At 65.3% G+C, this 26093-nt stretch carries 24 protein-coding genes; 15 read left to right on the top strand and 9 right to left on the bottom strand.

The annotated features are described in order from the left end of the window. Window positions 1-62 precede the first annotated feature (62 nt). Window positions 63-1157, top strand: a complete 1095-nt coding sequence (locus tag BM222_RS21140) for a citrate synthase/methylcitrate synthase (protein WP_092231375.1) — start codon at window positions 63-65, stop codon at window positions 1155-1157. Between the two features lie 241 nt (window positions 1158-1398). Here BM222_RS21140 and BM222_RS21135 read toward each other — a convergent pair whose 3' ends face one another. Then, complete coding sequence (locus tag BM222_RS21135) at window positions 1399-2031, bottom strand: J domain-containing protein (RefSeq protein WP_092231371.1); 633 nt, start codon at window positions 2029-2031, stop codon at window positions 1399-1401. A 105-nt stretch (window positions 2032-2136) separates the two neighbouring features. Between BM222_RS21135 and BM222_RS21130 the strand changes: the two genes are divergently transcribed. Next, complete coding sequence (locus BM222_RS21130; RefSeq protein WP_092231455.1) at window positions 2137-2412, top strand: BolA family protein; 276 nt, start codon at window positions 2137-2139, stop codon at window positions 2410-2412. Window positions 2413-2428: 16 nt separating this feature from the next. Here BM222_RS21130 and BM222_RS21125 read toward each other — a convergent pair whose 3' ends face one another. The 3 genes from BM222_RS21125 to BM222_RS21115 are packed head-to-tail and all read right to left on the bottom strand — an operon-like array spanning window position 2429 to window position 5522. Then, window positions 2429-3733 (bottom strand): HlyC/CorC family transporter, encoded by a 1305-nt coding sequence (locus BM222_RS21125; RefSeq protein WP_092231368.1) that lies wholly within the window; start codon window positions 3731-3733, stop codon window positions 2429-2431. A 29-nt stretch (window positions 3734-3762) separates the two neighbouring features. Further along, window positions 3763-4911 (bottom strand): 3-dehydroquinate synthase, encoded by a 1149-nt coding sequence (gene aroB / locus BM222_RS21120; protein ID WP_092231365.1) that lies wholly within the window; start codon window positions 4909-4911, stop codon window positions 3763-3765. Then, window positions 4911-5522, bottom strand: coding sequence for a shikimate kinase (locus BM222_RS21115; RefSeq protein WP_092231362.1), 612 nt, complete (start codon window positions 5520-5522; stop codon window positions 4911-4913). The genes aroB and BM222_RS21115 overlap by 1 nt, the downstream gene beginning before the upstream one ends. Window positions 5523-5692: 170 nt before the next feature. On the opposite strand from BM222_RS21115, the gene BM222_RS21110 reads away from it, so the two are divergent. The 4 genes from BM222_RS21110 (at window position 5693) to BM222_RS21095 (ending at window position 10060) form a co-directional block, all read left to right on the top strand. Further along, a complete protein-coding gene (locus BM222_RS21110) occupies window positions 5693-5839 on the top strand; it encodes a hypothetical protein (RefSeq protein ID WP_035669499.1) in 147 nt (48 codons plus the stop codon). Between the two features lie 17 nt (window positions 5840-5856). Continuing rightward, entirely contained in the window at window positions 5857-6825 is a 969-nt protein-coding gene (xerD, locus tag BM222_RS21105; protein ID WP_092231359.1) for a site-specific tyrosine recombinase XerD, read from the top strand. A gap of 318 nt (window positions 6826-7143) precedes the next feature. After that, window positions 7144-8106, top strand: a complete 963-nt coding sequence (locus BM222_RS21100; protein WP_092231356.1) for an acetyl-CoA carboxylase carboxyltransferase subunit alpha — start codon at window positions 7144-7146, stop codon at window positions 8104-8106. A 442-nt stretch (window positions 8107-8548) separates the two neighbouring features. Continuing rightward, window positions 8549-10060, top strand: coding sequence for a L,D-transpeptidase family protein (locus tag BM222_RS21095; protein WP_244547198.1), 1512 nt, complete (start codon window positions 8549-8551; stop codon window positions 10058-10060). Between the two features lie 103 nt (window positions 10061-10163). On the opposite strand, the gene secA is transcribed toward BM222_RS21095, so the two are convergent. Continuing rightward, window positions 10164-13004, bottom strand: coding sequence for a preprotein translocase subunit SecA (secA, locus tag BM222_RS21090; protein ID WP_092231346.1), 2841 nt, complete (start codon window positions 13002-13004; stop codon window positions 10164-10166). Window positions 13005-13359: 355 nt separating this feature from the next. Here secA and BM222_RS21085 point away from each other — a divergent pair, with 355 nt between their 5' ends. The 3 genes from BM222_RS21085 (at window position 13360) to BM222_RS21075 (ending at window position 16083) form a co-directional block, all read left to right on the top strand. Further along, window positions 13360-14301: a peptidylprolyl isomerase gene (locus tag BM222_RS21085; protein WP_177243348.1), complete on the top strand. Its 942-nt coding sequence runs from the start codon at window positions 13360-13362 to the stop codon at window positions 14299-14301. 124 nt (window positions 14302-14425) lie between these two features. After that, entirely contained in the window at window positions 14426-15667 is a 1242-nt protein-coding gene (argJ, locus tag BM222_RS21080; protein ID WP_092231340.1) for a bifunctional glutamate N-acetyltransferase/amino-acid acetyltransferase ArgJ, read from the top strand. Window positions 15668-15672: 5 nt separating this feature from the next. Continuing rightward, window positions 15673-16083, top strand: coding sequence for a (deoxy)nucleoside triphosphate pyrophosphohydrolase (locus BM222_RS21075; protein ID WP_092231337.1), 411 nt, complete (start codon window positions 15673-15675; stop codon window positions 16081-16083). Between the two features lie 120 nt (window positions 16084-16203). Here the strand turns inward: BM222_RS21075 and BM222_RS21070 are convergent, their stop codons facing one another. Continuing rightward, a complete protein-coding gene (locus BM222_RS21070; protein WP_177243351.1) occupies window positions 16204-17073 on the bottom strand; it encodes a methyltransferase domain-containing protein in 870 nt (289 codons plus the stop codon). A gap of 43 nt (window positions 17074-17116) precedes the next feature. On the opposite strand from BM222_RS21070, the gene BM222_RS21065 reads away from it, so the two are divergent. Genes BM222_RS21065 through BM222_RS21050 form a run of 4 tightly spaced genes read left to right on the top strand, consistent with a single transcriptional unit; the run spans window position 17117 to window position 19591 of the window. Continuing rightward, window positions 17117-17914: a ComF family protein gene (locus tag BM222_RS21065; protein WP_092231331.1), complete on the top strand. Its 798-nt coding sequence runs from the start codon at window positions 17117-17119 to the stop codon at window positions 17912-17914. 47 nt (window positions 17915-17961) lie between these two features. Beyond that, a complete protein-coding gene (gene grxC, locus BM222_RS21060; RefSeq protein WP_092231328.1) occupies window positions 17962-18237 on the top strand; it encodes a glutaredoxin 3 in 276 nt (91 codons plus the stop codon). Further along, window positions 18234-19121 carry a carbon-nitrogen hydrolase family protein gene (locus BM222_RS21055; RefSeq protein ID WP_092231325.1) on the top strand — a complete coding sequence of 296 codons (888 nt, stop codon included), beginning with the start codon at window positions 18234-18236 and terminating at the stop codon, window positions 19119-19121. The genes grxC and BM222_RS21055 overlap by 4 nt, the downstream gene beginning before the upstream one ends. Further along, window positions 19118-19591: a DUF1178 family protein gene (locus tag BM222_RS21050; RefSeq protein WP_092231322.1), complete on the top strand. Its 474-nt coding sequence runs from the start codon at window positions 19118-19120 to the stop codon at window positions 19589-19591. The genes BM222_RS21055 and BM222_RS21050 overlap by 4 nt, the downstream gene beginning before the upstream one ends. Here BM222_RS21050 and BM222_RS21045 read toward each other — a convergent pair. The 3 genes from BM222_RS21045 to BM222_RS21035 all read right to left on the bottom strand — a co-directional run bounded on the left by BM222_RS21045 (window position 19588) and on the right by BM222_RS21035 (window position 22017). Then, the gene (locus BM222_RS21045; RefSeq protein ID WP_092231319.1) at window positions 19588-20487 is read right to left on the bottom strand and encodes an EamA family transporter; all 900 of its coding nucleotides are present in this window, start codon (window positions 20485-20487) and stop codon (window positions 19588-19590) included. The two genes, BM222_RS21050 and BM222_RS21045, sit on opposite strands and share 4 nt — an antisense overlap. 274 nt (window positions 20488-20761) lie before the next feature. Further along, window positions 20762-21535 carry a bifunctional 2-polyprenyl-6-hydroxyphenol methylase/3-demethylubiquinol 3-O-methyltransferase UbiG gene (ubiG, locus tag BM222_RS21040; RefSeq protein WP_177243347.1) on the bottom strand — a complete coding sequence of 258 codons (774 nt, stop codon included), beginning with the start codon at window positions 21533-21535 and terminating at the stop codon, window positions 20762-20764. A 14-nt stretch (window positions 21536-21549) separates the two neighbouring features. Further along, window positions 21550-22017 carry a PH domain-containing protein gene (locus BM222_RS21035; RefSeq protein ID WP_092231316.1) on the bottom strand — a complete coding sequence of 156 codons (468 nt, stop codon included), beginning with the start codon at window positions 22015-22017 and terminating at the stop codon, window positions 21550-21552. A gap of 152 nt (window positions 22018-22169) precedes the next feature. Between BM222_RS21035 and BM222_RS21030 the strand changes: the two genes are divergently transcribed. Together BM222_RS21030 and ptsP are read left to right on the top strand one after the other, a co-directional pair. After that, the gene (locus tag BM222_RS21030) at window positions 22170-23426 is read left to right on the top strand and encodes an aspartate kinase (RefSeq protein ID WP_092231314.1); all 1257 of its coding nucleotides are present in this window, start codon (window positions 22170-22172) and stop codon (window positions 23424-23426) included. Between the two features lie 354 nt (window positions 23427-23780). Continuing rightward, on the top strand, window positions 23781-26048 hold the full coding sequence (gene ptsP, locus BM222_RS21025) for a phosphoenolpyruvate--protein phosphotransferase (RefSeq protein ID WP_092231312.1): 2268 nt from the start codon (window positions 23781-23783) through the stop codon (window positions 26046-26048). Window positions 26049-26093: the final 45 nt, after the last annotated feature.

The following is a 26093-nucleotide window of genomic DNA, read 5'->3' as shown; positions in this document are numbered from 1 at the left end:
AAGATTGATCAATCTGTCGAGAGGTTCAATTCTCCCTTGATGCAGTGCAAGGGAGATTTGCCATGAACATCCACCTCACCAAAAGCCAGATCGGGCTGGACGGCGTTCCCGCAGCCGAAACCGTGCTGAGCCATGTCGACGGCGAGCGCGGCGAACTGATCATTGCCGGCGAGCCTGTCGGCCGCCTCGCCGCTGTCTCGAGTTTCGAGGGCGTCACCGCCCGGCTCTGGAATGGCGCGACCGGGAGCACCCTGAGCGAAGCCAATGTCCGGGCAAGCGTGGGGGCTGCGCGCGAGCGCGCCTTTGCGCGGCTCTCGGAGTTGCTGCCGTCGGCTCAGGGTATGGGCATCGTCGATGGATTTCGTGCGGCGGTCGCGGGCCTGCGCGCCGAGCACGGCCTCGCGCACGAAGCCACCATCGTCGGCGCATTTCCGGTGATCGCGGGCGCACTGGTCCGGCGCGCGAAAGGGCTCGATCCGGTCGCGCCAGATCCGACCGTGAGCCACGCGGCCGATACTCTGCGCATGCTGCATGGGCGTGCGCCCGCTGCGGGCGAGGTCGCCGCGCTCGATGCCTATCTCGTCACCGCCAGCGATCATGGCATGAACGCCTCGACCTTCGCCACGCGCGTGGTCGCCTCGACGCAGGCCGATCTGTTCGCCGCCGTCACCGCCGGTTATTGCGCGCTGACGGGACCGCTGCATGGCGGCGCGCCGGAGCCGGTGCTGGAAATGCTCGATGCGATCGGCTCGCGCGAGCGCATCCAGCCCTGGGTCGACGCGGCACTGGCGCGCGGCGAGCGGATGATGGGTTTCGGCCACCGTGTCTATCGCGTCCGCGATCCGCGCGCCGACGTGCTCAAGTCCGCGGTCGAGGCGCTCGCGTCCACCGGCATCGATTTGCCGTTTGCCGGCGAGGTCGAGGCCTATGTCCGCGCCGCGCTGCGCAAGAAGAATCCGGAGCGGCCGCTGGAGACCAATGTCGAGTTCTTCACCGCGATCCTGCTCGACGCGCTGGCGATCCCGCGGCAGGCGTTCACGCCGATCTTCGCCGTCGCGCGCGCCGCCGGCTGGACCGCGCATGCGCGCGAGCAGCAGCGCACGGGTCGGTTGATCCGGCCGAGCTCGTCGTATGTGGGGGCGATGCCGGAGATGTGAGGCGTGAAGACGCGCGAATGAACCGCGACGGCGGAGCCAGGTGCTCCGCTGTCGTCCCTGCGAACGCAGGGAACCATACCGCGTGATCTATCGATGAATTGAAGGTGTCCAGCACGAGCGAAGACTTCACCGCGAGTGTTCGCCAAACCTCTCCCTGGGGTTATGGGTCCCTGCGTCCGCAGGGACGACACCGACGGTGTGGCGCCGAGGTACCTCGCACCTACGACCCAGGCAAGAGGCCTCAGGCCTCCCGCACCACCGTCTTCAGATAGTTATACGCCTTGATGATCTCGATCAGGCGATCTTCCGTCGAGCGGTCGCCGCCGTTGGCGTCGGGATGGTGCTGCTTCACCAGGGCCTTGTACTTGGCCTTGACGTCGGCGAGCGTGGAATTCGGGCCGAGGCCCATGACCTGAAGCGCCTTGCGCTCCGCGTTCATGACCTTGCGCGTTTCGGCCTTGGGCTCGGCCTCCGGACCCTTCCGCCAACTGGCGCGGCCGTTGATCTCACTGAACATGCTGAACGGATCGGACGCCATGTCGATCTCGGCTTCCGCACCCTTCTTGCCGCCATTGGCGCCCATCTTCCAGGTTGGACGATGGCCGGTCAGCGCGTCCTTCTGATAGCGCGCGACGGCGTCGGCATTCATGCCTGAGAAGAAATTGTAGTTCTGGTTGTACTCGCGCACGTGGTCGAGGCAGAAGTGCCAGTATTCGCGCTGGTTATCGCGCCCCTTCGGCGCGCGGTGCGCGCCCTTGTTCTGGCACCCGGTCCATTCGCAGGCCACCACGGTGTCGCGCGGCTTCACCTCGGGCTGCTTGCCCCGCGGCTTCACGCGGATGGAGTCGAAGAACTTTGATGAATCGATCGGCATGGCTGACTTTGACTACGCAATGCAAAAACCTTCAAGTCTTGACATTGCAATTAGCTCCACACCCCGGGAGTTGACGGGCTGCGATCGCGTCCCTTAATGGCACTCATGGCTATGAAAGACACTATCAGCAACAAGTTGCAGGAAGCTTTCACCCCCGAAAGCCTGCAAGTCGTCGACGAGTCGCATTTGCATGAGGGCCACGCCGGCCATCGGCCGAGCGGCGAGACGCACTTCCGCGTTCATATCGTGTCTCAAGCCTTCGAAGGGAAGAGCCGGGTCGACCGTCACCGCATGATAAATGCGGCGCTGGCGGCGGAACTTTCCGGCAGCGTGCATGCGCTGGCAATCCACGCGCAGGCGCCGGGGGAAGGCGGGACGTAAGCTCCGCCGTGCTGCGTCAAAACGACGTCCCTGCCCGTCTCGGCTTTGCTCCCTCCATCTCCGCCTCGCGTGACACCGGTGAAATACGGAGCGCGGTGATGCGGTTGCGTTCCCGGCGGAGGACGCGGAAGCGGAAACCGTGGAAGGTAAAGCTCTGGCCGCGGTCGGGGATCGAGCGCGCTTCGTGAATGACGAGGCCGGCAACCGTGGTTGCCTCTTCGTCGGGCAGGCGCCAGTCCATGGCGCGGTTGAGGTCGCGGATCGGCACCGAGCCGTCGACCACGACGGAGCCATCCGGCTGGGCGCGTACGCCCGCGACCACGACGTCATGCTCGTCGGAGATGTCACCGACGATCTCTTCCAGGATGTCTTCCAGCGTCACGAGACCTTCAACTTCGCCATACTCGTCGACCACGAGCGCGAAATGGGTCTTGCGCCGGCGGAAGGCCTTCAGCTGCTCGGAGACGGGGCGCATTTCCGGCACGAACCACGGCGGCAGCGCGATGGTCGAGGCGTCGATGCGCGATGTATCACCGTCGGATGCCCGGATCGCGCGCAACAGATCCTTGGCGTGGAGCACGCCGATGATGTTCTCCGGCTTCTCGCGCCAGAGCGGGATGCGGGTGTATTCGGTCGCCAGCACCTCGCGCACCAGCTCCTCGGCCGGCAGATCGGCGTTGATCATCATCATCTCGGTGCGATGGATCATGACGTCGGAGACCTGGAGCTCGCGCAGGTCGAGGAGGCCGCCGAGCATGTCGCGGTCCTGCTTCTCGACCTTGCCCTCATGATGCAGCAAGTCGACCGCGCCGCGCAGGCGCTCGGTCGGCGACAGGATCGCCTGGTGCTCGCCGGCGAGGCCGAACAGGCGCATCAACACGCGCACGATGACTTCCACCACGCGCAGCAGCGGCCCCAGCACATACATGGTCAGCCGCATCGGGCGCGCGACCGCCAGCGCCATGCGATCAGGCGCGTTGATGGCGATGGTCTTGGGCAGCACTTCGGCGAAGATCACGACCAGGGCCGTCATCACGCCGGTGGCATAGAGCACGCCGACATCGCCGAACCACCCCGTGAAGATGGAGGTGGCGAGCGCGGAGGCGGTGATATTGGCGATGTTGTTGCCGAGCAGCAGCGCTCCGATCAGGCGCTCGCGCATGTCGAGCAGCTGCGAGACCACGTCGGCATCGCGGTTACCTTGCTTGGACAGGCGCAGCATGCTGGCGCGGGAGGCGCCGGTTAGCGCGGTCTCGCTCGCGGCGAAGAAGCCCGATACCAGCAGGCAGATGATGACGATGGTGAAGCCGAGCCAGTCCATGCAGCACTCTACCGCGATTCAGCCGCGCATCACGGCTTCTGAGCGAGCTTTTCTTTCAGGAAGTCGCGCACCGGCGCCGGCTCGACATCCTTGGCGATGACGGCGCGCCCCACGGCCTCCAGCAGGATGAAGGTGAGCTTGCCGCGCTTGACCTTCTTGTCCTGCGCCATCAGCGCCATCACCGCGTCGGCGTCCGCAAGGCCTTCCTGGGCAAAGCCGGCGATGTCCTGCAAGCGCGTCGGCAAGCCGGCCTCGACTAGGTGACGTTCGACGCGGGCCGCGTCGGCCTCGCCGATCATGCCGAGCCTGGCCGAGAACTGCGCCGCCAGCGTCATGCCGATGGCGACGCCCTCACCATGGAACAGGCGATCCGAGAAGCCGGTCGCGGCTTCCAGCGCATGGCCGAAGGTGTGGCCGAGATTGAGCAGCGCGCGCTCACCGGTCTCGCGCTCATCGCGCGAGACCACGCCCGCCTTGGCACGGCAGGAGGTCGCGATCGCATGCTCGCGCGCCGAGCCGCCCTTGAAGATGTCGGAATGATTCTTCTCCAGCCAGGTGAAGAAGGCTTCGTCACCGAGCACGCCGTATTTGGCGACCTCGGCATAGCCGGCGCGGAATTGCCGCGGCGACAGCGTGTCGAGCACGGCGGTATCGGCAATGACCAGCACCGGCTGGTGGAAGGCGCCGAGCAGATTCTTGCCCTGCGGCGAGTTGATGCCGGTCTTGCCGCCGACGCTGGAATCGACCTGCGCCAGCAGCGAGGTCGGCACCTGCACGAAATCGACGCCGCGGCGCAGGATCGCGGCGGCAAAGCCGGCGAGATCGCCGACCACGCCACCGCCGAGCGCGATGACGAGATCGTTGCGCTCGATTTTTGCAGCGATCAGGGCCTCGCTGACCTTTTCCAGGCCAGCATAGGTTTTTGAGATTTCGCCTTCCTCGACGACGACCCGCGAGGTCGGAATGCCGGCGGCTGCGAGCGAGGCTTCCGTCGGCTCGAGCCAGTATTTTGCCACCGTGCGATCCGTCACAATCGCGGTGCGCACACCGGGGCGCAAGGCGGCAACGCGCTCGCCCAGCGAAGCGAGCACGCCACGGCCGATAACGATGTCATAGGCGCGATCGCCGAGCGCGACGTCGACATTGACGGGGGCGGAATTCTTCAAGGGCGCAGTCATCAAACGGCACTCGCGATATCGGCTGGGGGCGCGCCGCAGAGATGGGCGTGCAGCGTCGCGATGGTCTCATCGACGATGCGGTCATGCGGCACATCGCGCGAGGCGATGGTGAGGTCGGCCTTGCCATAGATCGGCTCACGCTCGGTGAGGAGCCGTGTGACGGTGCCTTCGGGGTCGGCGGTCTGAAGCAATGGGCGGTCGGCGCGACGTCGCACGCGGCGCATGATGACGTCGCGGTCCGCCCTGAGCCAGACCGAGACCGCCTTCGCCGCGATGCGGGTTCGCGTCTCCTCGCGCATGAACGCGCCGCCACCGGTCGCCAACACGATTGGCCCACCTTCGAGCAGGCGCGCGATCACGCGGGCCTCGCCGTCGCGGAAATAGGGCTCGCCATGGGTCGTAAAAATTTCCGGAATGGTCATGCCGGCGTGGGCCACCTCGATTTCGACATCAGCGTCGAAAAAACGCAGGCCAAGCCGCGCTGCCAGCCTCCGGCCAATGGTCGATTTGCCGACGCCCATCATGCCGACCAGCACGATCGAACGGCCGCCGAGCGCCGACAGGATGTCGGCCTCAGGGCTCGGTTGTGCTGGCAACGCGACGTCGGACATTGGATCTTGCTCTGGATCTCGCTCAATTTGCCGCCAAAGGCGGCATCCCGGCCACCTATACGACCCCCTCGGGGCCCTCGCCAGAGGACTCTTGCCACGAAACGGCGAACATGTTGGATGATTTCATTGGTTAATTTGCCAAACCCGAGACCTCGCCGAGACCTTTCCCGATGCCCAGCCTGTTCCGCTTCCTGACGGTCGTCGCCGTGATCGCCGGCATCGTCTATGGCGTGGTGTTCGCGCTGGCGAACTTCGTCAATCCCAAGCCGCGGGAAATGACGGTGACGATCCCACCGGATAAGTTTCTCAAGAAATAGGAGCTAGGCTCCGGGGCATGCGCAACTCCTCCGCCAGCAAGCCCTCCGACACCAAGCTGACCGCCCTGTTCCTCGACATGCTCGCGGCGGAACAGGGTGCCGGGCCCAACACGCTCGATGCTTACAGGCGCGATCTCAACGATTTCTCCGAGTTTCTGACCCGCGTCGGTCACAGTTTTGTGGACGCCGAGACGCAAGTCCTGCGCGACTATCTTGGCGACCTCGATGCGCGCGGGTTCAAATCCTCCAGCGTCGCGCGGCGGCTGTCGGCGATGCGGCACCTGTTCCGCTTCTTGCTGAACGAGCGCATCAGAACCGAGGATCCGGCGGCGATCCTATCAGGCCCCAAGCGCGGGCGCGGCTTGCCAAAAGTGCTGTCGATCTCGGATGTCGATCGCATGCTCAGCCGCGCCAAGCAGATGAGCGAGGCGGCCGACGCCTCGCCGTCGCAACGGCTGCGGGCATTGCGGCTCTATTGCCTGCTCGAGGTACTGTACGCCACGGGCCTGCGCGTCTCCGAACTGGTGGCGCTGCCACGAACGGCGGCCAAGCGCGATGCCCGCATGATCGTGGTGCGCGGCAAGGGCGACAAGGAACGGCTGGTGCCGCTGAACGAGGCCTCGCGGCAGGCGATGGCGGATTATCTCGCGGCGACGGAAGCGGCCAAAGGCGAGAAGAAGGGCAGCCTCGCCGCCTCGAAATGGCTGTTTCCCTCGTTCGGTGAAAGCGGGCATTTGACGCGCCAGCATTTTGCCCGCGACCTGAAGGAGCTCGCGGTCGCTTCGGGGCTGCAGGCGCGCCTGGTCTCCCCACACGTGCTGCGCCACGCCTTCGCCAGCCACCTGCTGCACAACGGCGCGGATTTGCGCATTGTGCAGACCCTGCTCGGCCATACCGACATCTCGACCACCCAGATCTACACCCATGTGGTCGAGGAGCGGCTGAAGAGCCTGGTGCGCGACCTGCACCCGCTGGCGGAGAAGTGAGGTCTCGTGCGCCGGACGCGGTAGCGCTCCCTCCCCCGCTTGCGGGGAAGGGCTGGGGAGAGGGGTGCCTCCGCGCGGGGGCAATCGCCCAGAGGAGAAAACCCTCACCCGGCGCTACGCGCCGACCTCTCCCGCAAGCGGGAGAGGTGAACGAAACCGCCTTGACTTCGGCCACATCTCCGCAGAAAGAGCCGTGGCCTTGTCGGTGATTTGCCGCGCTCCCGGGAGCGCACAAGTCAAGCCCTTGAAGAAGCTACACTTCTTTGACTGAAGCCAACCTCGCTTCGCCTCGTTGTCCCGTCCCCCTATATTGAAACGATGCCAGACCAGATGCGCAGCTATCTCGACTTCGAAAAGCCCGTTGCCGAGCTCGACTCCAAGGTCGACGAGCTCAGGACGCTCGCGGCCTCCGGCACCGACATCGCCGAGGAGATCGGCCGCATCGAGGACAAGGCGGCGCAGGCGCTGGCCGACCTCTATCTGAACCTGACGCCCTGGCAGAAGACGCTGGTGGCGCGGCATCCGCAGCGGCCGCATTTCAATGACTTCATCAATGGGCTCATCACCGAATTCACCCCGCTCGCCGGCGACCGCAAGTTCGGCGAGGACGAGGCGCTGGTCGCGGGCTTCGGCCGCTTCCGTGGCGAAGCCATCTGCGTGATGGGCCAGGAAAAAGGCGATTCCACCGAGAGCCGCATCAAGCACAATTTCGGGATGGCGCGGCCGGAGGGTTACCGCAAATGCGTGCGGCTGATGGAGATGGCCGAGCGGTTCGGCCTTCCCGTGCTGTCGCTCGCCGATTCCGCCGGCGCCTATCCCGGCATCGGCGCCGAAGAGCGGGGACAAGCCGAAGCCATCGCCCGCTCGACCGATGCCTGCATGGCGCTGACGGTGCCGAACGTCGCCATCATCACCGGCGAGGGCATGTCGGGCGGCGCCATCGCCATCACCACCGCCAACAAGGTCCTGATGCTGGAGCACGCGATCTACAGCGTGATCTCGCCGGAAGCCGCCTCCTCCATCCTCTGGCGCGACGGCAGCAAGGCGCAGGAAGCCGCCAACAACATGAAGATCACGGCCCAGGACATGCTCCGCTTCGGCGTGATCGATGCCATCATCAAGGAGCCGGTTGGCGGCGCCCACCGCGACCCCGCCGCCGTGATCGCCACGACGGGCGACGCCATCGCCAAGGCCTTTGACGAGATGCGCGGCCTGGACGGCGACGCCATCCGCAAGCAGCGCCGGCAGAAATTCCTCGATATCGGCCGGAAACTGGGCTGATTCGGGCTGGATTCCGGCTTCGTAGGTGGGTTAGCCGAAGGACGTAACCCACCACGGTCTGCTCCGCGGGAACAAAAGAGGCGGGTTGACGCCAAGCGATTGCGCTTGCGCAATCGCAGGCTAACCCATCCTACGGCACCTCTCCGGAGCGCCAGTAACCCCGCATTAACCCTTTTTTTGCCCAAATCAGCGATCTCAGTACGGGTTCCGCTGCAAGGTCCAAGTTCCGGCCCAGTTTAAGTCTCTGTTGACCACGCCGTCTCGCCAACGGGCTCGTGATGTCAGGTCGGGTTGCGACCCCAAGGGGCGGAGGTTAGAATTTCAATCAATGGCTTCAGGGCATAAGCGCTGGGGCTTGGTCTGAAACAGTCCGGTGCTCCGGTCAGGCCAGGCTCCAAAGATTGGGGTTCACGCTTCCGCCCGGCACGTTGTGGGGTCCATCTTGAATTCTCGTTCGCTTGCTCGTGCGCTCTTGGCTTCGGTCGCGCTTGCCACCAGCATTGTGCTCGCCGGTTGCGATACCGATCAGGTCTCGCTCGCGACCAACGCCAAGGCCAACCAGCCGGTCTCGCCAAAGCTCGTCGCCGCGATGGGCGAGAAGGACATGGATCTGCAATCGCCGATCCTGATCCGCCTGTTCAAGCAGGAGGCCGAACTCGAGATCTGGAAGCAGACGCGCTCCGGACAGTTCGCCCTGCTCAAGACCTATCCGATCTGCCGCTGGTCGGGCGATCTGGGTCCAAAGGTGCGCGAAGGCGACCGCCAGGCGCCGGAAGGGTTCTACTCGATCAACCCGAGCCAGATGAATCCGCAGTCGGCCTATTACCTCTCATTCAACACCGGCTTCCCCAACGCCTTCGACCGCGCTTTGGGCCGTACCGGTTCGCAACTGATGGTGCACGGCGATTGCTCCTCACGCGGCTGCTACGCCATGACCGACGAGCAGATCGCGGAGATCTATTCGCTCGGGCGGGAATCCTTCTTCGGCGGCCAGAAGGCGTTCCAGTTCCAGGCCTATCCTTTCCGGATGACGCCGGTGAACATGGCCAAGCACCGCAACAACCCGAACATGCCGTTCTGGCGGATGATCAAGGAAGGCTATGATCATTTCGAAGTGACGCGACGGGAGCCGAAGGTCGACTTCTGCGAGAAGAAATACGTGTTCGACGCGGCACGCGCGCCCGACGCCAAGCGCGATCCCGTGTTCGACGCTTCCGCGAAGTGCCCGGCCTACATCGTCCCCGAAGACATCGCCAGCGCCGTGCGCGAGAAGCAGCAGCGCGACGAGGCCGAGTACAACAAGCTCGTCGCCAAGGGCACGCCGGTGGCACGCATGAATACCGGCATCGACGGCGGCATGAACAAGATCTTCGCGGCCAAGATACCGGAAGGTTCGACCGGCCTGTCGGAAAGCGCCGAAGGCAATACGCTGCAGATGCTGGCGATGTCGAAGGCCCCCGGCACGATTCCCGGCACCGTCAACCCGCCGAAGCCGAACTTCGAGCCGACCGCCTCCGCGTCGCAGGAAGAGCCCGTCGTTGCTGTCAGCGCGCCCGCGACCAACACCCGCGTCGCGACCGCAGCGCCCGCCGAGAAATCCGGCGGCTTCTTCTCCAATCTCGGCCGCAAGATGGGCTTGGGGGCCGCCGACACGACGGCGACCACGCCGCCGCCGCAAGCGACCGCCTCGGTGGCCCCGGCGCCCGCCGCACCGAGCACGGCCTCCAAGCTGAAGGCGGCGGTGACGCACTTCGTCCACCACGATACCGCCAAGCCTTCCGTCGCCGCCAAGCCGGCCGAGCCGGCGAAGCCCACCGAGACCAGGGTTGCCGCAACCCGGCCCGCGCAGAAGCCGTCGATGAGCGATGGTGCGGCTGACGGCGCCCAAATGGCCGGTGCCGCGCCGGTGGTGTCGTCGAACTCGTTCGATAGCCGATTTGGCGCGGTGAAGTAGGCGGGCGTCCCGTCCGCGTTTGGGTCCGGCCTTCGCCGGGACGACGGCGGAGTGTGAGGCGCGAGCATCGCACCTCACACGCGCACGAGAACGCTGCTGGCAGCTAAGCGTACCGCCCGTGGCAGTGCTTGTACTTCTTGCCCGAGCCGCACGGGCAATCCTCGTTGCGGCCGACCTTGCCCCAGCTTGCCGGGTTCTTCGGATCGCGCAACGCGGCGTCGGTATGTTGCGGGGCCAGCGTGACGCTGGCGAGCGCCATCTCGTCCTCCCCGGTGTTGGGGTCGAACTTGTGCGCCTCCATCTGCGGCAGCACAGGCGCTTCCTGCTCCGGCGGGACGATCTCGACCCGCATCAGCTGCGCGGTGACGGCCTCGCGCAAGTGCGCGCTCATTTCCTGGAAGAGATTGAAGGCCTCGGTCTTGTATTCCTGCAACGGATCGCGCTGCCCGTAGCCGCGCAGGCCGATCACCTGGCGCAGATGGTCGAGCATGATCAGGTGCTCGCGCCAGAGATGGTCGAGCGTCTGCAGCAGGATGGTCTTCTCGACGTAGCGCATCACGTCGGGGCCCCATTGCCCGACCTTGGCCGCCATGTGCTCGTCGGCCCTGGTCTCGATGCGCTTGAGAAGCTCCTCGTCTGCGATGCCTTCTTCCTTGGCCCAGTCGTCGACCGGCAGGTCGAGATCGAGCACGCGCTTCAGCTCTTCCTTCAGCCCGGCGACGTCCCACTGCTCGGCATAGGCATGCTCGGGCACGTGCTTGGCGACGAGGTCCTCGATGAAGGCGTGGCGCATGTCGGCGACCGTCTCGGCGACGCTCTCGTCCTTCATCAGGTCGACGCGCTGGTCGAAGATCACCTTGCGCTGGTCGTTCTGGACGTTGTCGAACTTGAGCAGGTTCTTGCGGATGTCGAAGTTGCGGGCTTCGACCTTCTGCTGCGCCTTCTCCAGCGCCTTGTTGATCCAGGGATGGATGATCGCCTCGCCCTCTTGCAGGCCGAGACGCTGGAGCATGCTGTCGAGGCGATCCGAGCCGAAGATGCGCATCAGATCGTCTTCCAGCGACAGGAAGAACTTCGAGCGGCCGGGATCGCCCTGACGGCCGGAACGGCCGCGCAGCTGGTTGTCGATGCGGCGGGATTCGTGCCGCTCGGAGCCCATGATGTAAAGGCCGCCGGGCTTCTTCACGGTCTTGGCCGGCTTGTTGCCCTTTGCCGGCTCGATTTCCACGGTCTCTTCCGCGTTCAGCACGATGTCGCGGAAGCGCTCGACGTCCGCCTTGATCTGCTCGATCTTCTTGGCCTTCTCGGCCTCGTCCTCGATGCCCGCGGTCTCCTTGGGGATGCGCATCTCGAGCGAGCCGCCGAGCTTGATGTCGGTGCCGCGGCCGGCCATGTTGGTCGCGATCGTGATCGCGCCGGGAACGCCGGCTTCCGCGACGATATAGGCTTCCTGCTCGTGGAAGCGCGCGTTCAGCACCGCGAACAGCTTGGCCGGCTTGCCGGCACGCGCCGCGGCATAGAGCTTGTCGAGCGCGTTGTCCTTGCCGAAATCGATCTGCTTGTAGCCGTTCGATTTCAGGAATTCGGCAAGCACTTCCGACTTTTCAATCGAGGCCGTACCCACCAGCACGGGCTGGAGCCGGGCGTTGGCGCGCTCGATCTCGGCGAGGATCGCCTGGTATTTTTCCTTCTGGGTGCGGTAGACCTCGTCGTCCTCGTCGAGGCGGCCGACCGGCACGTTGGTCGGGATTTCCACGACTTCGAGCTTGTAGATGTCAAAGAGCTCGTCGGCTTCGGTCAACGCCGTTCCGGTCATGCCGGCGAGCTTTTCGTACATCCGGAAATAGTTCTGGAACGTGATCGAGGCCAGCGTCTGGTTCTCGGGCTGAACCGTAACGTGCTCCTTGGCCTCCAGCGCCTGGTGCAGGCCTTCGGAATAGCGGCGGCCGGCCATCATGCGACCCGTGAACTCGTCGATGATGACGACCTCGTCGTCGCGGACGATGTAGTCCTTGTCGCGGGTGAACAGCGTGTGGGCGCGCAGCGCCTGGTTGATGTGGTGCACGACGGAGACGTTCTCGACGTCGTAGAGCGAGTCACCCTTGAGCTGGCCGGCATCGCGCAGCAGCGTCTCGATCTTCTCCATGCCGGCCTCGGTCAGCGTCACCGTGCGCTGCTTCTCGTCGACCTCGTAGTCGGTCTTGTCGAGCTTGGGCAGGAAGCCGTCGATGGTGTTGTAGAAATCCGAACGGTCGTCGAGCGGGCCGGAAATGATCAGCGGCGTCCGCGCTTCGTCGATCAGGATGGAGTCGACTTCGTCGACGATGGCGTAGAAGTGCGGCCGCTGGACCATGTCCTCGAGCCGGTACTTCATGTTGTCGCGCAGATAGTCGAAGCCGTATTCGTTGTTGGTGCCGTAGGTGATGTCGCAGGCATAGGCGGCCTTGCGCTCGGCATCGTCGAGACCGTGGACGATCACGCCGGTGGTCATGCCGAGGAAGCCGTAGATCTGGCCCATCCAGCCGGAGTCACGGCGAGCAAGGTAGTCGTTGACGGTGACGACGTGGACGCCCTTGCCGGCGAGCGCGTTGAGATAAACCGCAAGCGTCGCGACCAGCGTCTTGCCTTCGCCGGTCTTCATCTCGGCGATGTCGCCCTCGTGCAGCACCATGCCGCCGATCAGCTGGACGTCGAAATGGCGCTGGCCGAGCGTGCGCTTGGCGGCCTCGCGCACGGTCGCGAAGGCCGGGACCAGCAGCTCGTCCAGCGTCTTGCCCTCGGCGAGCTGCTTTTTGAATTCGTCGGTGCGGGCCCTGAGCGCCTCGTCGGACAGCTTCGAGACCTCAGCCTCCAGCGCGTTGATCGCGTTGACGCGGGACTGGTATCCCTTCACCCGCCGGTCGTTGGCGGAGCCGAAAAACTTGCGGGCGAGCGCGCCGATCATGCCTAGTTCCTGTGTTCGCGATTTAACCGCGTTGCAGCCAAGAAGTTGTCACCCATTGGCCTATCAACTCACCGTGACGCCCTGTGGCGCCAGAGCCCGAACTGCGGGAGATCATCCGCCATATGGGTGGGAATTGGGCTAGTCTGGGTTCAACGGCCAAAAACGCAGCAAAACAAACGCCATCGCCATGGTCGCGACCGCGCAGAGATATGGCCCGGTCAGGGCCTTGTCAACGGCGGCCAATCTTGCCGCTAATTCATCATTTTGACAGACTTTTCGCGTTGCCAAGCCCCCCTGAATTGGGCGAGTGTCCGCCCCGCTCGAGCAGCCCCCTGCTTCAACAAAAGGATTTTCCATGACCACCTCGTTCCCGGTAACCACCGGCCTGCGTTTCCGCCATGCGTCCGCCCTGGCTGGAGGCCTCGCCCTGGCGCTGACCCTGGCGTTCGCGGGCCCGCTCCGGGCAGCCGACGATCCGGTCCTGGCGAAGGTCAATGGCGCTGACATCAAGAAGAGCGACGTGACCATGGCCGAGGAGGAGCTCGGACCGAGCCTCGCCCAGATGGACCCTGCGACCAAGGACGAGAACGTCCTGTCGTTCCTGATCGACATGAAAATCGTGGCCAAGGCCGCCGAGGACAAGAAGGTCGCCGACGGCGACGAGTTCAAGAAGCGGATGGCGTTCGCCCGCAACCGCCTGCTGATGGACAGCCTGCTCGCCCAGGAAGGCAAGGCCGCCACCACCGACGACGCCATGAAGAAGGTCTATGAGGAGGCCTCCAAGCAGATCACCGGCGAGCAGGAAGTGCGCGCCCGCCACATCCTGGTCGAGACCGAGGACGAGGCCAAGGCGGTGAAGGCCGAGCTCGACAAGGGCGCCGATTTCGCCGAGCTCGCCAAGAAGAAGTCCAAGGATCCGGGCTCCGCCGACGGCGGCGACCTCGGCTTCTTCACCAAGGAACAGATGGTGCCGGAGTTCTCGGCCGTCGCGTTCGCGCTGGAGCCCGGCAAGATCTCCGACCCGGTGAAGTCGCAGTTCGGCTGGCATATCATCAAGGTCGAGGAGAAGCGTAACCGCAAGGCGCCGGAGTTCGACCAGGTCAAGGCCCAGATCGAGCAGTACGTCACGCGCAAGGCCCAGGCCGATTACGTCGCCAAGCTGCGAGCGGAAGCCAAGGTCGAGCGGACCGACCAGCCGGCCGCAGACGCTGCCAAGGATGCCAAGCCCGCCGATGCGGCCAAGCCCGCCGATGCGAAGCCCGCCGACGGCAAGATGGCGCCCCCCGCCAAGAAGTAAGAATTCGCTGTCACTTCGCTGACGCGGAGAGTATCTAAGCCTGCCAGATGCCCGGCCTCGCCAAGAGGGCCGGGCATCTGCATGTCCAGACCTCACCAAGGCACAAGCCAAGGCGCCCCCCGCGATGTCCTCCTCCGTCTCCCCGCTCGCCCCGACAAACGTTCCTGATATGCCCGTGATCGCGGGCGTCCGTCTCGCGACGGCCGAGGCGGGCATCCGCTACAAGAACCGCACCGACGTGCTGCTGGCGATCATGGACAAGGGAACCGCGGTCGCCGGCGTCTTCACCAAATCGAAGTGCCCGTCCGCGCCGGTCGAATGGTGCCGTGCGAAACTGAAGGGCGGCAAGGCGCGCGCCCTCGTCGTCAATTCCGGCAATGCCAACGCCTTCACCGGCAAGACCGGTCGCGCCTCCACCGCGCTGACGGCCAAGATCGCGGCCAAGGCCGTCGGCTGCAGCGAGAGCGAGATATTCCTGGCCTCGACCGGGGTGATCGGTGAGCCGCTGGACGCGACCAAGTTCGACGGCGTGCTCGGCCGCCTCGCCGTAACCGCGGAAGCCGGCGACTACCTCGCCGCCGCCAAGGCGATCATGACCACCGACACCTTCCCCAAGGTCGCGACCGCGACCGTGAAGCTCGGCAAGGCCAAGGTCACCATCAACGGCATGGCCAAGGGCGCCGGCATGATCGCCCCCGACATGGCGACGATGCTGTCCTTCATCTTCACCGACGCGCCGATCGCGCCCGCCGCGCTGCAGGCATTGCTGAAAGCCGGCGTCGAGGACACCTTCAATGCGGTCACGATCGACGGCGACACTTCGACCTCGGACACGCTGCTGGCATTCGCCACCGGCGCCGCTGCCGAGCACGGCGCGCCAAAAATCAGCCGCGCCAGCGATCCGCGTCTGAAGGCCTTCACCAAGGCCTTCAACCGGATCCTCGCTGACCTCTCCGAGCAGGTCGCCCGCGACGGCGAAGGCGCACGCAAGCTGGTCGAGATCACCGTCGAAGGCGCCAAGACCAAGGCCTCCGCACGCAAGATCGCGATGTCGATTGCGAATTCGCCGCTGGTGAAGACCGCGATCGCCGGCGAGGACGCCAATTGGGGCCGCGTGGTGATGGCGGTCGGCAAGGCCGGCGAGCCGGCCGATCGCGACAAGCTGTCGATCTCCTTCAACGGCATCCGTGTCGCCAAGAGCGGCGCGCGCGATCCTGATTACGACGAGGCCCAGGTGTCGGAGGCGATGAAGGCCCCGGAAATCGCGATCAAGGTCTCGCTCGGCCTCGGCAAGGGCCGCGACCGCGTGCTGACCTGCGACCTCACGAAGGAGTATGTCGCGATCAACGGGGATTACCGGTCTTAAGGATCATGGCCGATCTCAAGCTGACACTGGTGGTGGCCTGCGCGCTCGTCGACGCCGACAAGCGCGTCCTGATCGCGCAGCGCCCCGAAGGCAAGACGCTGGCCGGCCTCTGGGAGTTTCCCGGCGGCAAGTGTGAGGCCGGCGAGCGGCCGGAGCAGAGCCTGATCCGCGAGCTCCACGAGGAGCTCGGCATCACCGTCGCCGAGCCGTGCCTCGCGCCGCTGACCTTTGCCAGCTACGGCTACGAGACGTTTCATCTCCTGATGCCGCTCTACATCTGCCGGCGCTGGGAGGGGATCGTCGAAGCCCGCGAAGGCCAGACGCTCGCCTGGGTGCGCGCCAACAAGCTGCGCGACTATCCGATGCCGCCGGCGGACATTCCGCTGATCCCGCATCTGATTGATTTGCTGATGTGACGATGCCTTGCATCGTCATTCCGGGGCGCGCGAGCGGACTATGGTGCGCAATTGCGCACCTGAGAATCTCGAGATTGCGGGTTCGATGCTACGCATCGCCCCGGAATGACGGTGCTAGCCTTACGTCTCTCCCGCTTTCTTCACCGCCTCCGCCAGGCTCGCCTTGGCCGAACCCGGCTTCAGCGGCTGCTGCTGGCTCGCATGCGGCGCCCAGCCGGACAGCCAGATGATGTCGAACGTCGCGCGGATACGGCCGTCGGCATCGGCAAAACGCTCGGCATAGATTTGGGCCATCCGCAGCAGCGTCGCGCGGCGGCTCGGCATGCGCCGCCGCTCGATCAGCACATTGGCAGCGCCCATGCGGCGCAGGTCCTGCATCAGCGCGAACGCGCTGGAATAACGCACCACGACGCGATCGACGTCGGTGACCGGCAGCGCGAACCCTGCCCGCTGCAACAGCGCGCCGATGTCCCTGAGATCGGCGAACGGCGCCACGCGCGGCGAGACACCGCCCTCGCATTCGGCCTCCGCCGCGGCAAACGCCTGCCGCAGCTCGGTCAGACTGTCGCCGCCGATCATCGCGGCGAGCAGCAGCCCGTCCGGCTTCAGCGCGCGACGGATCTGCGCAAGCACGCCAGGCAGATCGTTGACGAATTGCAGCGCCAGCGCCGAGACCACGAGATCGAGGCTTTCAGGCGCAAAAGGCAATGTCTCCGAGCCGGCCGCATCGAGCGCAATCCGTTGGATCGCAGGCAGCCGGCCCCGCAGCCCCCGGAGTCCCTCACCTGACGTCCAGAGATCGACCGGCGCGTGAAACTCGCGCATCACGGCCGCCAGCCGGTCGGCCATGTCCTCGGCGACCCGGTCGAGCAGAAAGCTCACGGCGCCTTGCGCCTGCGCACGCCGCTGCCGCGCATGCAGCAAGGCACGGTCGAACAGAGCGGGCGGGGTTTGCGGGGTCTGAGCCATGCCGCTGGTTACGCCGATCATGACGGTTCTGGCAATCCGCCACATGCGGCGCTAGCCTCCCCTCATGGACGTCGACGCCGACCCCACCCGCTCCATTGTTGCCCCCTTGCGTGCCGCATGGACGGCTGGCCGCCACGTTCTGTCGCATGTGGCAAAGCTCGCGCTCGACGTCGCGTTGCCGACGCTCTGCGTGTCCTGCCGCGAGCCTGTCGATGGCGAGCGCGTGTGCGCGGCGTGCTGGGCCAAGCTGTCGTTCATTGAGCGGCCTTATTGCCCGCGGCTCGGCATTCCCTTCGTCTATGACCCCGGCCCGGACATGCTGTCGATGGAGGCGATCGCGAGCCCGCCCGCCTACCAGCGAGCGCGCGCGGCGGTGCGCTATGACGATGTCGCGCGCACGCTGGTGCACGCGCTGAAATACCAGGACCGCACCGACCTCGCGCCCGCCATGGGCCGCTGGATGGCGCGCGCGGGCGGCGAGCTGCTCGCGACCGCCGACATGCTGGTGCCGGTGCCCCTGCATTGGCGCCGGGCCTGGCGGCGGCGCTACAACCAATCCGGCGCCCTGGCGCAGATCATCGCGCGGCAGAGCGGGGTGAAGGTGAAGGCTGAGGTGCTGCGCCGGGTGCGCGCCACCGAGCAGCAGATCGGCCTGTCGCGGGCCCAGCGCGCGACCAATGTGCAGGGGGCATTTCAGGTATCCCCTGACCGTCAGGCCGAGGTCCAGGGCCGGCGCATCATCCTGATCGACGATGTCCTGACCTCGGGTGCGACAATCGACGCCTGCGCACGCGCGCTGCTCCGCGCCAGGGCCGAACAGGTCGACGTCCTGGTGTTCGCCCGGGTTGTCGAGATCAGGTAAACTCCCATATAATTCAATAAATTCATGACATGAGAGCGCTTGAAACCATGACCGCTGCTGTCGAGATCTATACCAGGCCGGGATGCGGCTATTGTTCCGCCGCCAGGTCGCTTCTGACCCGCAAGAAGGCGACCTTCACGGAATTCGACGTCGCCAAGAACCCGTCCTGGCGCGATGAGATGTACGACCGCGCCGGCGAGGGCTCGACCTTCCCGCAGATCTGGATCGGCGGCACCCATGTCGGCGGCTGTGACGAGCTCTACGCGCTCGATCGCGAAGGCAAGCTCGACGGCCTGCTCGAAAGCGTCAAGGCGGTCTCATGAGCCATCACGGCCAAGACAGGACCTTCACCGCCGCCATGGTGCAGATGCGCACCGGGTTGCTGCCCGAGCCGAGCCTCGCGCAGGCCACCAGGCTGATCCGGCAGGCTGCGGCCAATGGCGCGGACTACGTGCAGACCCCCGAGGTCAGCAACATGATGCAGCTGAACCGCACGGCGCTGTTCGAGCATCTCCAGAGCGAAGAAGACGACACTTCGCTGAAGGCCTATCGGGCACTCGCGGCGGAGCTGAAGATCCACATCCATGTCGGCTCGCTGGCGCTGCGCTTCTCGGAAGAAAAAGCGGTGAACCGCTCCTTCCTGATCGGACCCGAGGGCCAGCTTCTCGCAAGCTACGACAAGATCCACATGTTCGACATCGTCCTGCCGGACGGCGAGAGCTATCGCGAATCAGCCAACTACCAGCCGGGCGAGACCGCGGTGATCTCCGACCTGCCCTGGGGCCGCGTCGGCCTGACGATCTGCTACGACGTCCGCTTCCCCGCGCTCTACCGCGCGCTGGCCGAAAGCGGAGCTTCTTTCATCACGGTGCCGTCCGCCTTCACCCGCAAGACCGGCGAGGCGCACTGGCACATCCTGTTGCGCGCGCGCGCGATCGAGACCGGCTGCTTCATCTTCGCAGCCGCGCAGGCCGGCACCCACGAGAACAAGCGCGAGACCTATGGCCATTCGCTGATCATCGATCCCTGGGGCGAGATCCTCGCCGAGGGCGATGTCGAGCCCGGCATCATCATGGCCCGGATCGATCCGGCCAGGGTCGAGACGGCGCGCCGCGCGATCCCCTCGCTCCAGCATGGCCGCCGCTTCGGTGTCGCCGACCCCAAGGCCGGGCCGGATCATCTACACCTCGTGCGGGGATCGGCATGATCCGCTACGCGCTCCATTGCGACCGCGACCACGCTTTCGAGAGCTGGTTCCAGAGTTCGTCGGCTTACGATTCGCAGGTGAAGCGCAAGCTCGTGACCTGCCCGGTCTGCGGCTCGGACAAGATCGAAAAGGCGATCATGGCGCCGCGCATCGTCGGCAAGAAGGGCCGCGGCCGCGCAACGCCGGAGCCGACCGCCGCGCCGCCCGATATTGCAGCAGCAGGACCGGCCTCGCTGATGATGGCGCAAGAGAAAGAGCTGCGCGCCAAGCTGAAAGAGCTGCGCGATCACATCGTGAAGAATGCCGACAATGTCGGCGAGCGCTTTGCCCACGAAGCCCGTGCGATGCATTACGGCGACAAGGAGCACCGCCCGATCTACGGCGAGGCCTCGCCCGACGAGGCAAGGTCGCTGATCGACGAAGGCATCGAGGTGTCGCCGCTGCCGACCTTGCCGGAAGACCGGAACTAGGTCCCCACCAGCACCGCCACGCCGACAATGATCAGCGCGATGCCTGCAAGCTCGCGCGCCGCGATCGGCTGCTTGAACGAGTAATACGCCACGCCCTGCGCGAACAGCACCTCGATCAACGCGAGCGTGCGGACATTGGCCGCGGCCGTCAATGCGAACGCGAGAAACCAGAACTGCGAGGCGAAGGCGCCCGTGAAGCCGGCGAGCAGCGACGGCTTCCACAGCCCCAGGATCGACTGAAGCACCTTTGGCGCGCGCCAGAGCAGATAGACCGTCAGGATCAGCGTCTGCACGAACAGGCCGAGCACCAGGGTGAACGAGGCCGCGGTCACGAAGGTGACGCCGTGAACGTTGATGATCGCGCCGCGAAACCCGACCGCAGAGAGCGCGAACGCCGCCGCGGCGACGAGGCCGGTGATGGTCGGCTTCAGCTCCGCAAAGCTCTTCTCGCCGCCGGGGCGCAACGCGGTGATGACGACGCCCACGGTGGCAATCACGATCGCCAGCACTTTCAGCCAGGTCAGGTGATCGCCGAGGAAGACGAAGCCGAAGATCGCGGTCTGGATCGCCTCGGTCTTCAGATAGGCCGTGGTCACCACGAAAGAGCGGTCGTTCATCGCGAGCAGCATCAACCCGGTGCCGATGATCTGGCTGAGCGCACCCAGCAACAGCCATGGCCAGAACATCGATGGCGGCACGCCGAGACGATCGCCGGTTGCGACGAGCACCAGCCCCAAGAAAAGGAGCGAGAACGGGAAGCCGAACAGGAAGCGGATATTGGTCGCACCCCACGTCCCCAGCGGCTTGGTCAGCGACCGCTGCATCGCATTGCGCGCGACCTGGCCGAGCGCAGCAACGATGGTGAACGGAATCCAGAGGCTGGTGACGGTGAACATGGCGGGGGGACTGCTACGGGAGTGTTGATGCAAAGTGCCGACGCCGCGGCAACAGGTCAATCACACTGACGTCATAGGAGCGATGCTCCTGCCACACGTACGCTGTCGTCCCTGCGAACGCAGGGACCCATACCGCGGAATCTGTCGGTGCGACGCGGTGTGAGATGCGCGGGTCGGCAGCCTTCGCAAAACTGCTCCCTGGGGTTATGGGTCCCTGCGTTCGCAGGGACGACACCGCCCGGGAAGTAAGAGCACGCATCTCACTGATGCCCGTTCATACCATCCCTTCCGCCACCACCATGTAGTTCACATCCATGTCCGACGAGAGCGTCCATTTGTCGGCGAATGGGGAGTAGACGACGCCGGTCTGCTCGGTGATGACGAGCCGGTTGTCGAGGAGGTGCTTGGCCAGTTCGTCGGGCGTGACGAACTTGTTCCACTCGTGGGTGCCGCGCGGCAGCCAGCGCAGGACGTATTCGGCGCCGACGATGGCGAGGGCAAAGCTCTTCCAGTTCCTGTTCAGCGTCGAGACCACCATCAGCCCGTTCGGCTTCAGCATCGCGGCGCAGCGCTTCAGGAAGACGCCGACGTCGACGACGTGCTCGACCACTTCCATCGCCAGCACGATGTCGAAACGCTCGCGCGGATCGATCTCTTCCACCGTGGTGCAGCGATAGTCGATCGACAGATGGCTCTTGCCGGCATGCAGCTTCGCCGCGGCAATGTTGCTCACCGAGGGATCGACGCCGATCACCTGCGCGCCCAGCCGCGACAGCGGTTCGCACAACAGGCCGGCGCCGCAGCCGATGTCGAGCACGCGGAGGCCACCGAGGCAGTTGAGGCTGCGCACATTGCGCTCGAACTTGCGGCAGGCGGCGTCGCGGATGTAGCCGAGCCGCAGCGGATTGATCCGGTGCAGCGGCGCCATCTTGCCTTTCGGATCCCACCACTCGGCCGAGAGCTTTGAAAATTTCACGATCTCGGCGGCGTCGACGGTCGAGCCCGGCTGGGCGGTGGCGGTCGCGGAACTATCTTGCTGCATGCTCATGGCTGGGCGCGGTCCTACCGCGTGGTGATCGAACTACGGAAAGCGAGCGGAGAGGCGATGGTCTTGATCGTCTCGATCCCCTCGCCGACGCCGCGAATGGTCACGTCGCCATAGTTGAGAATTCGTCCAAGAATCGTCTGGTCGACATCGACACTCTCGACCTTATCAAGCGCCATTTCAAAGGTGCGGCGCTTGATGAAGCCGGTCTTATGCACAACCCTGAGATTGGTGACGTCGGTCTCCGTGGTGAAGCGATGGAACCAGCCCTTCAGGGTCCAGAACAGCGCGGCCAGGGCCACCACGCCCGCGGCGATCAGACACAACAAGACGATCCCGTCGATGGTGGTCATACGCGAGGCGACCAGGAAACCAAGGGCCACGATCCAGGCCAAAATGGCCGGGAAATAGAAGATCCAGTGCGCATTGGTCGAATACAGCACCCGCTCGCCGGGCTGCAGGATTTCGTCAATATAGCGCGCCATGACCTCTGATAACCCATTGCCCGCAGTAGGCCTTGCAGGAACCCGCTTGCCCCCGGCCCCGCCCCTCTGTATACGCGCGGTCGGTATCCCCCAGGGCATCCGTCCGGCGCGGGTCACCATACTGATCCTCAAGAGGGAATGCACGCGTCGTCATGAGCCGCCTCGTGATGAAATTCGGCGGCACGTCCGTCGCCAACATCGAACGTATCCGCAACGTCGCACGCCATGTGAAGCGTGAGGTGGACGCCGGCCATGAAGTGGCAGTGGTCGTCTCGGCGATGTCGGGCAAGACCAACGAGCTGGTGGCCTGGTGCACCGAGGCCTCGCCGATGCACGACGCGCGCGAATACGACGCCGTCGTCGCCTCCGGCGAACAGGTGACCTCGGGCCTGCTGGCCATTGTGCTCCAGGGCATGGGTATCCAGGCCCGCTCCTGGCAGGGCTGGCAGATCCCGATCAAGACCAGCGACGCCCATGCCTCGGCCCGGATCGAGGACATCGACGGCAGCGAGATCATCTCCCGTTTTAGGGATCGCAAGGAGGTCGCCGTCATCGCCGGCTTCCAGGGCATCGATCCCAGGACAAATCGCATCACCACGCTCGGCCGTGGCGGTTCCGATACCTCGGCCGTGGCCGTCGCCGCGGCGGTGAAGGCGGACCGCTGCGACATCTATACCGACGTCGACGGCGTCTACACCACCGACCCGCGAATCGTGCCGAAGGCCAAGAGGCTCGACAAGATCGCGTTCGAAGACATGCTGGAACTGGCTTCCCAAGGCGCCAAGGTGCTCCAGGTTCGTTCGGTGGAACTCGGCATGGTCCACAACATGCCGATCTTCGTCCGCTCCAGCTTCGACAAGCCCGAGGATATCGACCCGCATGCCAACCAGCCGCCCGGCACGCTGATCTGCGGCGAGGAGGAGATCATGGAAAATCACGTCGTCACCGGCATCGCCTTTTCGAAGGACGAGGCCCAGATCTCGGTCCGTCAGGTCGAGGACAAGCCTGGCGTCGCGGCATCGATCTTCGGCCCGCTGGCGGACGCCAATATCAACGTCGACATGATCGTCCAGAACGTGTCCGAGGACGGCAAGACCACCGACCTCACCTTCACGGTGCCGGCCGCCGACTACGCCAGGGCCAAGGACACGATTACCGCCGCCAAGGGCACGATCGGGTATGCACGGCTGGATACCGCGACTGACGTCGCCAAGATCTCGGTGATCGGCAGCGGCATGCGCAGCCACGCCGGCGTCGCCGCCCAGGCGTTTTCGGCGCTCGCCAGGCGGAATATCAACATCCGGGCCATTACAACCTCCGAGATCAAATTCTCGGTTTTGATCGACACCGCCTATACCGAGCTCGCAGTGCGCACGCTGCACACGCTCTACGGCCTCGATCGGGCCTGAAGCGCGACCGTAAGTCGCGCTTCAGGTTCTTGCTTAAGCATGGTCTTTCCGGAAAACCGCCTCGCAGTTTTCCGGACCATGCGTGGACGAATTTTCTCTTAGCGGTCGCAGCAAACGCTGGTGTGTACACACCTTCGCGTTTGGCAGGCGTTTTGCTTGGCAAAACAAGCCTCAATTCGCTATACGGCGAACAGGGTGGGCTGCCGCAGACTGTGTCCCAGTTCAGGCCGCTGATTCGGCGCAAGCTGTGGTTTGCGCCTGCGCCGGACAAACAATTTGATTGTTTTTCTGGAGTTTTAGGCCAGCCGCCGGCCAATATCGCCGGGCCCGGCAGACGGAGGAGATTGACGGTTCATGCGGAGCGCGTCGGGAGGTCCCCGCGTCTTGTTGAGACGGCTCCGCGAAACCATGGCGGAGCAAGTCTCGGCCCAGGAGCGGCTGGACAAGATCGTGGTGCTGATCGCCGCCAACATGGTGGCCGAGGTGTGCTCGGTTTATGTGCTGCGCATCGACAACACCCTCGAGCTCTACGCCACCGAAGGCCTCAACCGCGAGGCCGTGCACCATACCGTGCTCAGCGCCCATGAGGGTCTGGTCGGCCTCGTTGCCAGCGAGGCGACGCCGCTCAATTTGAACGACGCCCAGAGCCACCCGGCCTTCTCGTTCCGCCCGGAGACCGGCGAAGAAATCTACCACTCCTTCCTCGGCGTGCCGATCCTGCGTGCCGGCAACACGCTCGGCGTGCTGGTGGTGCAGAACCGCGCCAAGCGCACCTATGTCGAGGAAGAGCTCGAGGCGCTGCAGACCACCGCCATGGTTCTGGCGGAGCTGATCGCATCAGGCGAATTGTCCGCACTGGCCCAACCCGGCATGGAGCCGGCGGCACGCCATTCGACGCAGAAGGCCGGCGCCATCCTCTCGGAAGGCATCGCGCTCGGCCATGTCGTGCTGCACGAGCCGCGCGTCGTCATCAAGGACTACATCGCCGAGGACCTGCCGAAGGAAATCAAGCGGCTCGACACCGCGCTCGCCAAGCTGCGCTCGGATCTCGACCGCATGCTGGAGCGCGGCGACGTCGCCGAAGGCGGCGAGCATCGCGACGTGCTCGAAGCCTATCGCATGTTCGCCAACGACCAGGGCTGGTCGCACAAGCTGCACGAGGCGGTGGCCACCGGCCTCACGGCGGAGGCCGCAGTCGAGCGCGTCCAGTCCGACACCCGCGCCCGCATGCTGCGCGTCACCGATCCCTACTTGCGTGACCGGCTGCACGATCTCGAGGATCTCGGGTACCGCCTGATGCGGCAGCTGGTCGGCCAGGACCATGCGCCCTCGCGCGAGCAGATGCCCGACAACGCCATCGTGATCGCGCGCGCGATGGGGCCGGCCGCGCTGCTCGACTACGACCGCAAGCGCCTGCGCGGCATCGTGCTGGAGGAAGGCACCGCCAACTCGCACGTCTCGATCGTGGCGCGCGCGCTCGGCATTCCCGCCGTCGGCGAGGTGCCGAACGCACCCGGCATTGCCGACCCCGGCGACGCCATCATCGTCGACGGCACGTCGGGCGCGATCTATGTGCGGCCTTCGCAGGAAGTCGAGGCCGCCTATGCCGAACGCGTGCGCTTCCGCGCCCGCCGTCAGGCGCAATATCTGGCCCTGCGTGACCGCCCTTGCGTCACCAAGGACGGCCAGAAGGTCGAGCTGCTGATCAATGCGGGGCTTGCGATCGACCTGCCGCATATCGAGGACACCGGCAGCGCCGGCATCGGCCTGTTCCGCACCGAGCTGCAATTCATGGTCGGCCAGAGCCTGCCGCGCACCAGCGACCAGCTCGCGCTGTATCGCGCCGTGCTGGATGCCGCGGGCAGCAAGCCCGTCACCTTCCGCACCCTCGACATCGGGGGCGACAAGGCGCTGCCCTATATGGAGACGGTGATCGAGGAGAATCCCGCGCTCGGCTGGCGCGCGATCCGGCTCGGGCTCGACCGTCCCGGCCTGTTGCGCGGCCAGATCCGCGCGCTGTTGCGCGCCGGCGGCGGCCGTGCGCTGCGGATCATGTTCCCGATGATCTCGGAGGTCGCCGAGTTCGATTCGGCGAAGGCGCTGGTCGAGCGCGAGCTGACCTATCTGCGCCAGCACGGCCATACGCTGCCGGAGCGCATCGACATCGGCACCATGGTCGAGGTGCCGGCGCTGCTCTATCAGATGGACGAACTCCTGAAGAAGGTCGACTTCATCTCGGTGGGTTCCAACGATCTGTTCCAGTTCCTGTTCGCGGTCGATCGCGGCAATCCCAAGGTCTCCGAGCGCTTCGACACCATGTCGACGCCGATCCTGCGTGCGCTGCGCGACATCGCGCAAAAATCGCAGGCTGCGAAGAAATCACTGTCGCTCTGCGGTGAGATGGCCTCGAAGCCGATCGGCGCGCTGGCGCTGATCGCGATGGGCTACCGCTCGCTGTCGCTGTCGGCCACCGCGCTCGGCCCGGTGAAGGCGATGGTGATCGACCTCGACGCCAGGAAGGCCGAAGCGATGCTCGGCCCGCTGCTGGATGCGCCGACGGGAAGCGTCTCGATCCGGCAGAAGCTGACGGAATTTGCCGAGGCCGAAGGCTTGGCGTTGTAGCGGACCTGCCGCTCGTTCTTCGCCGCCTCACTTCCCTCCGCCTTT

The organism is Bradyrhizobium sp. Gha (assembly GCF_900113735.1).
In the GTDB taxonomy this organism is placed as follows: Bacteria; Pseudomonadota; Alphaproteobacteria; order Rhizobiales; family Xanthobacteraceae; genus Bradyrhizobium.
This window is presented reverse-complemented; position numbering and strand designations above follow the sequence as displayed.

Bases quoted from the DNA above. Each gene is read 5' to 3' on its own strand.
- BM222_RS21140 (WP_092231375.1), top strand. From the start codon at position 63: ATGAACATCCACCTCACCAAAAGCCAGATCGGGCTGGACGGCGTTCCC.
- BM222_RS21135 (WP_092231371.1), bottom strand. From the start codon at position 2,031: ATGCCGATCGATTCATCAAAGTTCTTCGACTCCATCCGCGTGAAGCCG.
- BM222_RS21130 (WP_092231455.1), top strand. From the start codon at position 2,137: ATGGCTATGAAAGACACTATCAGCAACAAGTTGCAGGAAGCTTTCACC.
- BM222_RS21125 (WP_092231368.1), bottom strand. From the start codon at position 3,733: ATGGACTGGCTCGGCTTCACCATCGTCATCATCTGCCTGCTGGTATCG.
- aroB (WP_092231365.1), bottom strand. From the start codon at position 4,911: ATGACTGCGCCCTTGAAGAATTCCGCCCCCGTCAATGTCGACGTCGCG.
- BM222_RS21115 (WP_092231362.1), bottom strand. From the start codon at position 5,522: ATGTCCGACGTCGCGTTGCCAGCACAACCGAGCCCTGAGGCCGACATC.
- BM222_RS21110 (WP_035669499.1), top strand. From the start codon at position 5,693: ATGCCCAGCCTGTTCCGCTTCCTGACGGTCGTCGCCGTGATCGCCGGC.
- xerD (WP_092231359.1), top strand. From the start codon at position 5,857: ATGCGCAACTCCTCCGCCAGCAAGCCCTCCGACACCAAGCTGACCGCC.
- BM222_RS21100 (WP_092231356.1), top strand. From the start codon at position 7,144: ATGCCAGACCAGATGCGCAGCTATCTCGACTTCGAAAAGCCCGTTGCC.
- secA (WP_092231346.1), bottom strand. From the start codon at position 13,004: ATGATCGGCGCGCTCGCCCGCAAGTTTTTCGGCTCCGCCAACGACCGG.
- BM222_RS21085 (WP_177243348.1), top strand. From the start codon at position 13,360: ATGACCACCTCGTTCCCGGTAACCACCGGCCTGCGTTTCCGCCATGCG.
- argJ (WP_092231340.1), top strand. From the start codon at position 14,426: ATGTCCTCCTCCGTCTCCCCGCTCGCCCCGACAAACGTTCCTGATATG.
- BM222_RS21075 (WP_092231337.1), top strand. From the start codon at position 15,673: ATGGCCGATCTCAAGCTGACACTGGTGGTGGCCTGCGCGCTCGTCGAC.
- BM222_RS21070 (WP_177243351.1), bottom strand. From the start codon at position 17,073: ATGATCGGCGTAACCAGCGGCATGGCTCAGACCCCGCAAACCCCGCCC.
- BM222_RS21065 (WP_092231331.1), top strand. From the start codon at position 17,117: ATGGACGTCGACGCCGACCCCACCCGCTCCATTGTTGCCCCCTTGCGT.
- grxC (WP_092231328.1), top strand. From the start codon at position 17,962: ATGACCGCTGCTGTCGAGATCTATACCAGGCCGGGATGCGGCTATTGT.
- BM222_RS21055 (WP_092231325.1), top strand. From the start codon at position 18,234: ATGAGCCATCACGGCCAAGACAGGACCTTCACCGCCGCCATGGTGCAG.
- BM222_RS21050 (WP_092231322.1), top strand. From the start codon at position 19,118: ATGATCCGCTACGCGCTCCATTGCGACCGCGACCACGCTTTCGAGAGC.
- BM222_RS21045 (WP_092231319.1), bottom strand. From the start codon at position 20,487: ATGTTCACCGTCACCAGCCTCTGGATTCCGTTCACCATCGTTGCTGCG.
- ubiG (WP_177243347.1), bottom strand. From the start codon at position 21,535: ATGAGCATGCAGCAAGATAGTTCCGCGACCGCCACCGCCCAGCCGGGC.
- BM222_RS21035 (WP_092231316.1), bottom strand. From the start codon at position 22,017: ATGGCGCGCTATATTGACGAAATCCTGCAGCCCGGCGAGCGGGTGCTG.
- BM222_RS21030 (WP_092231314.1), top strand. From the start codon at position 22,170: ATGAGCCGCCTCGTGATGAAATTCGGCGGCACGTCCGTCGCCAACATC.
- ptsP (WP_092231312.1), top strand. From the start codon at position 23,781: ATGCGGAGCGCGTCGGGAGGTCCCCGCGTCTTGTTGAGACGGCTCCGC.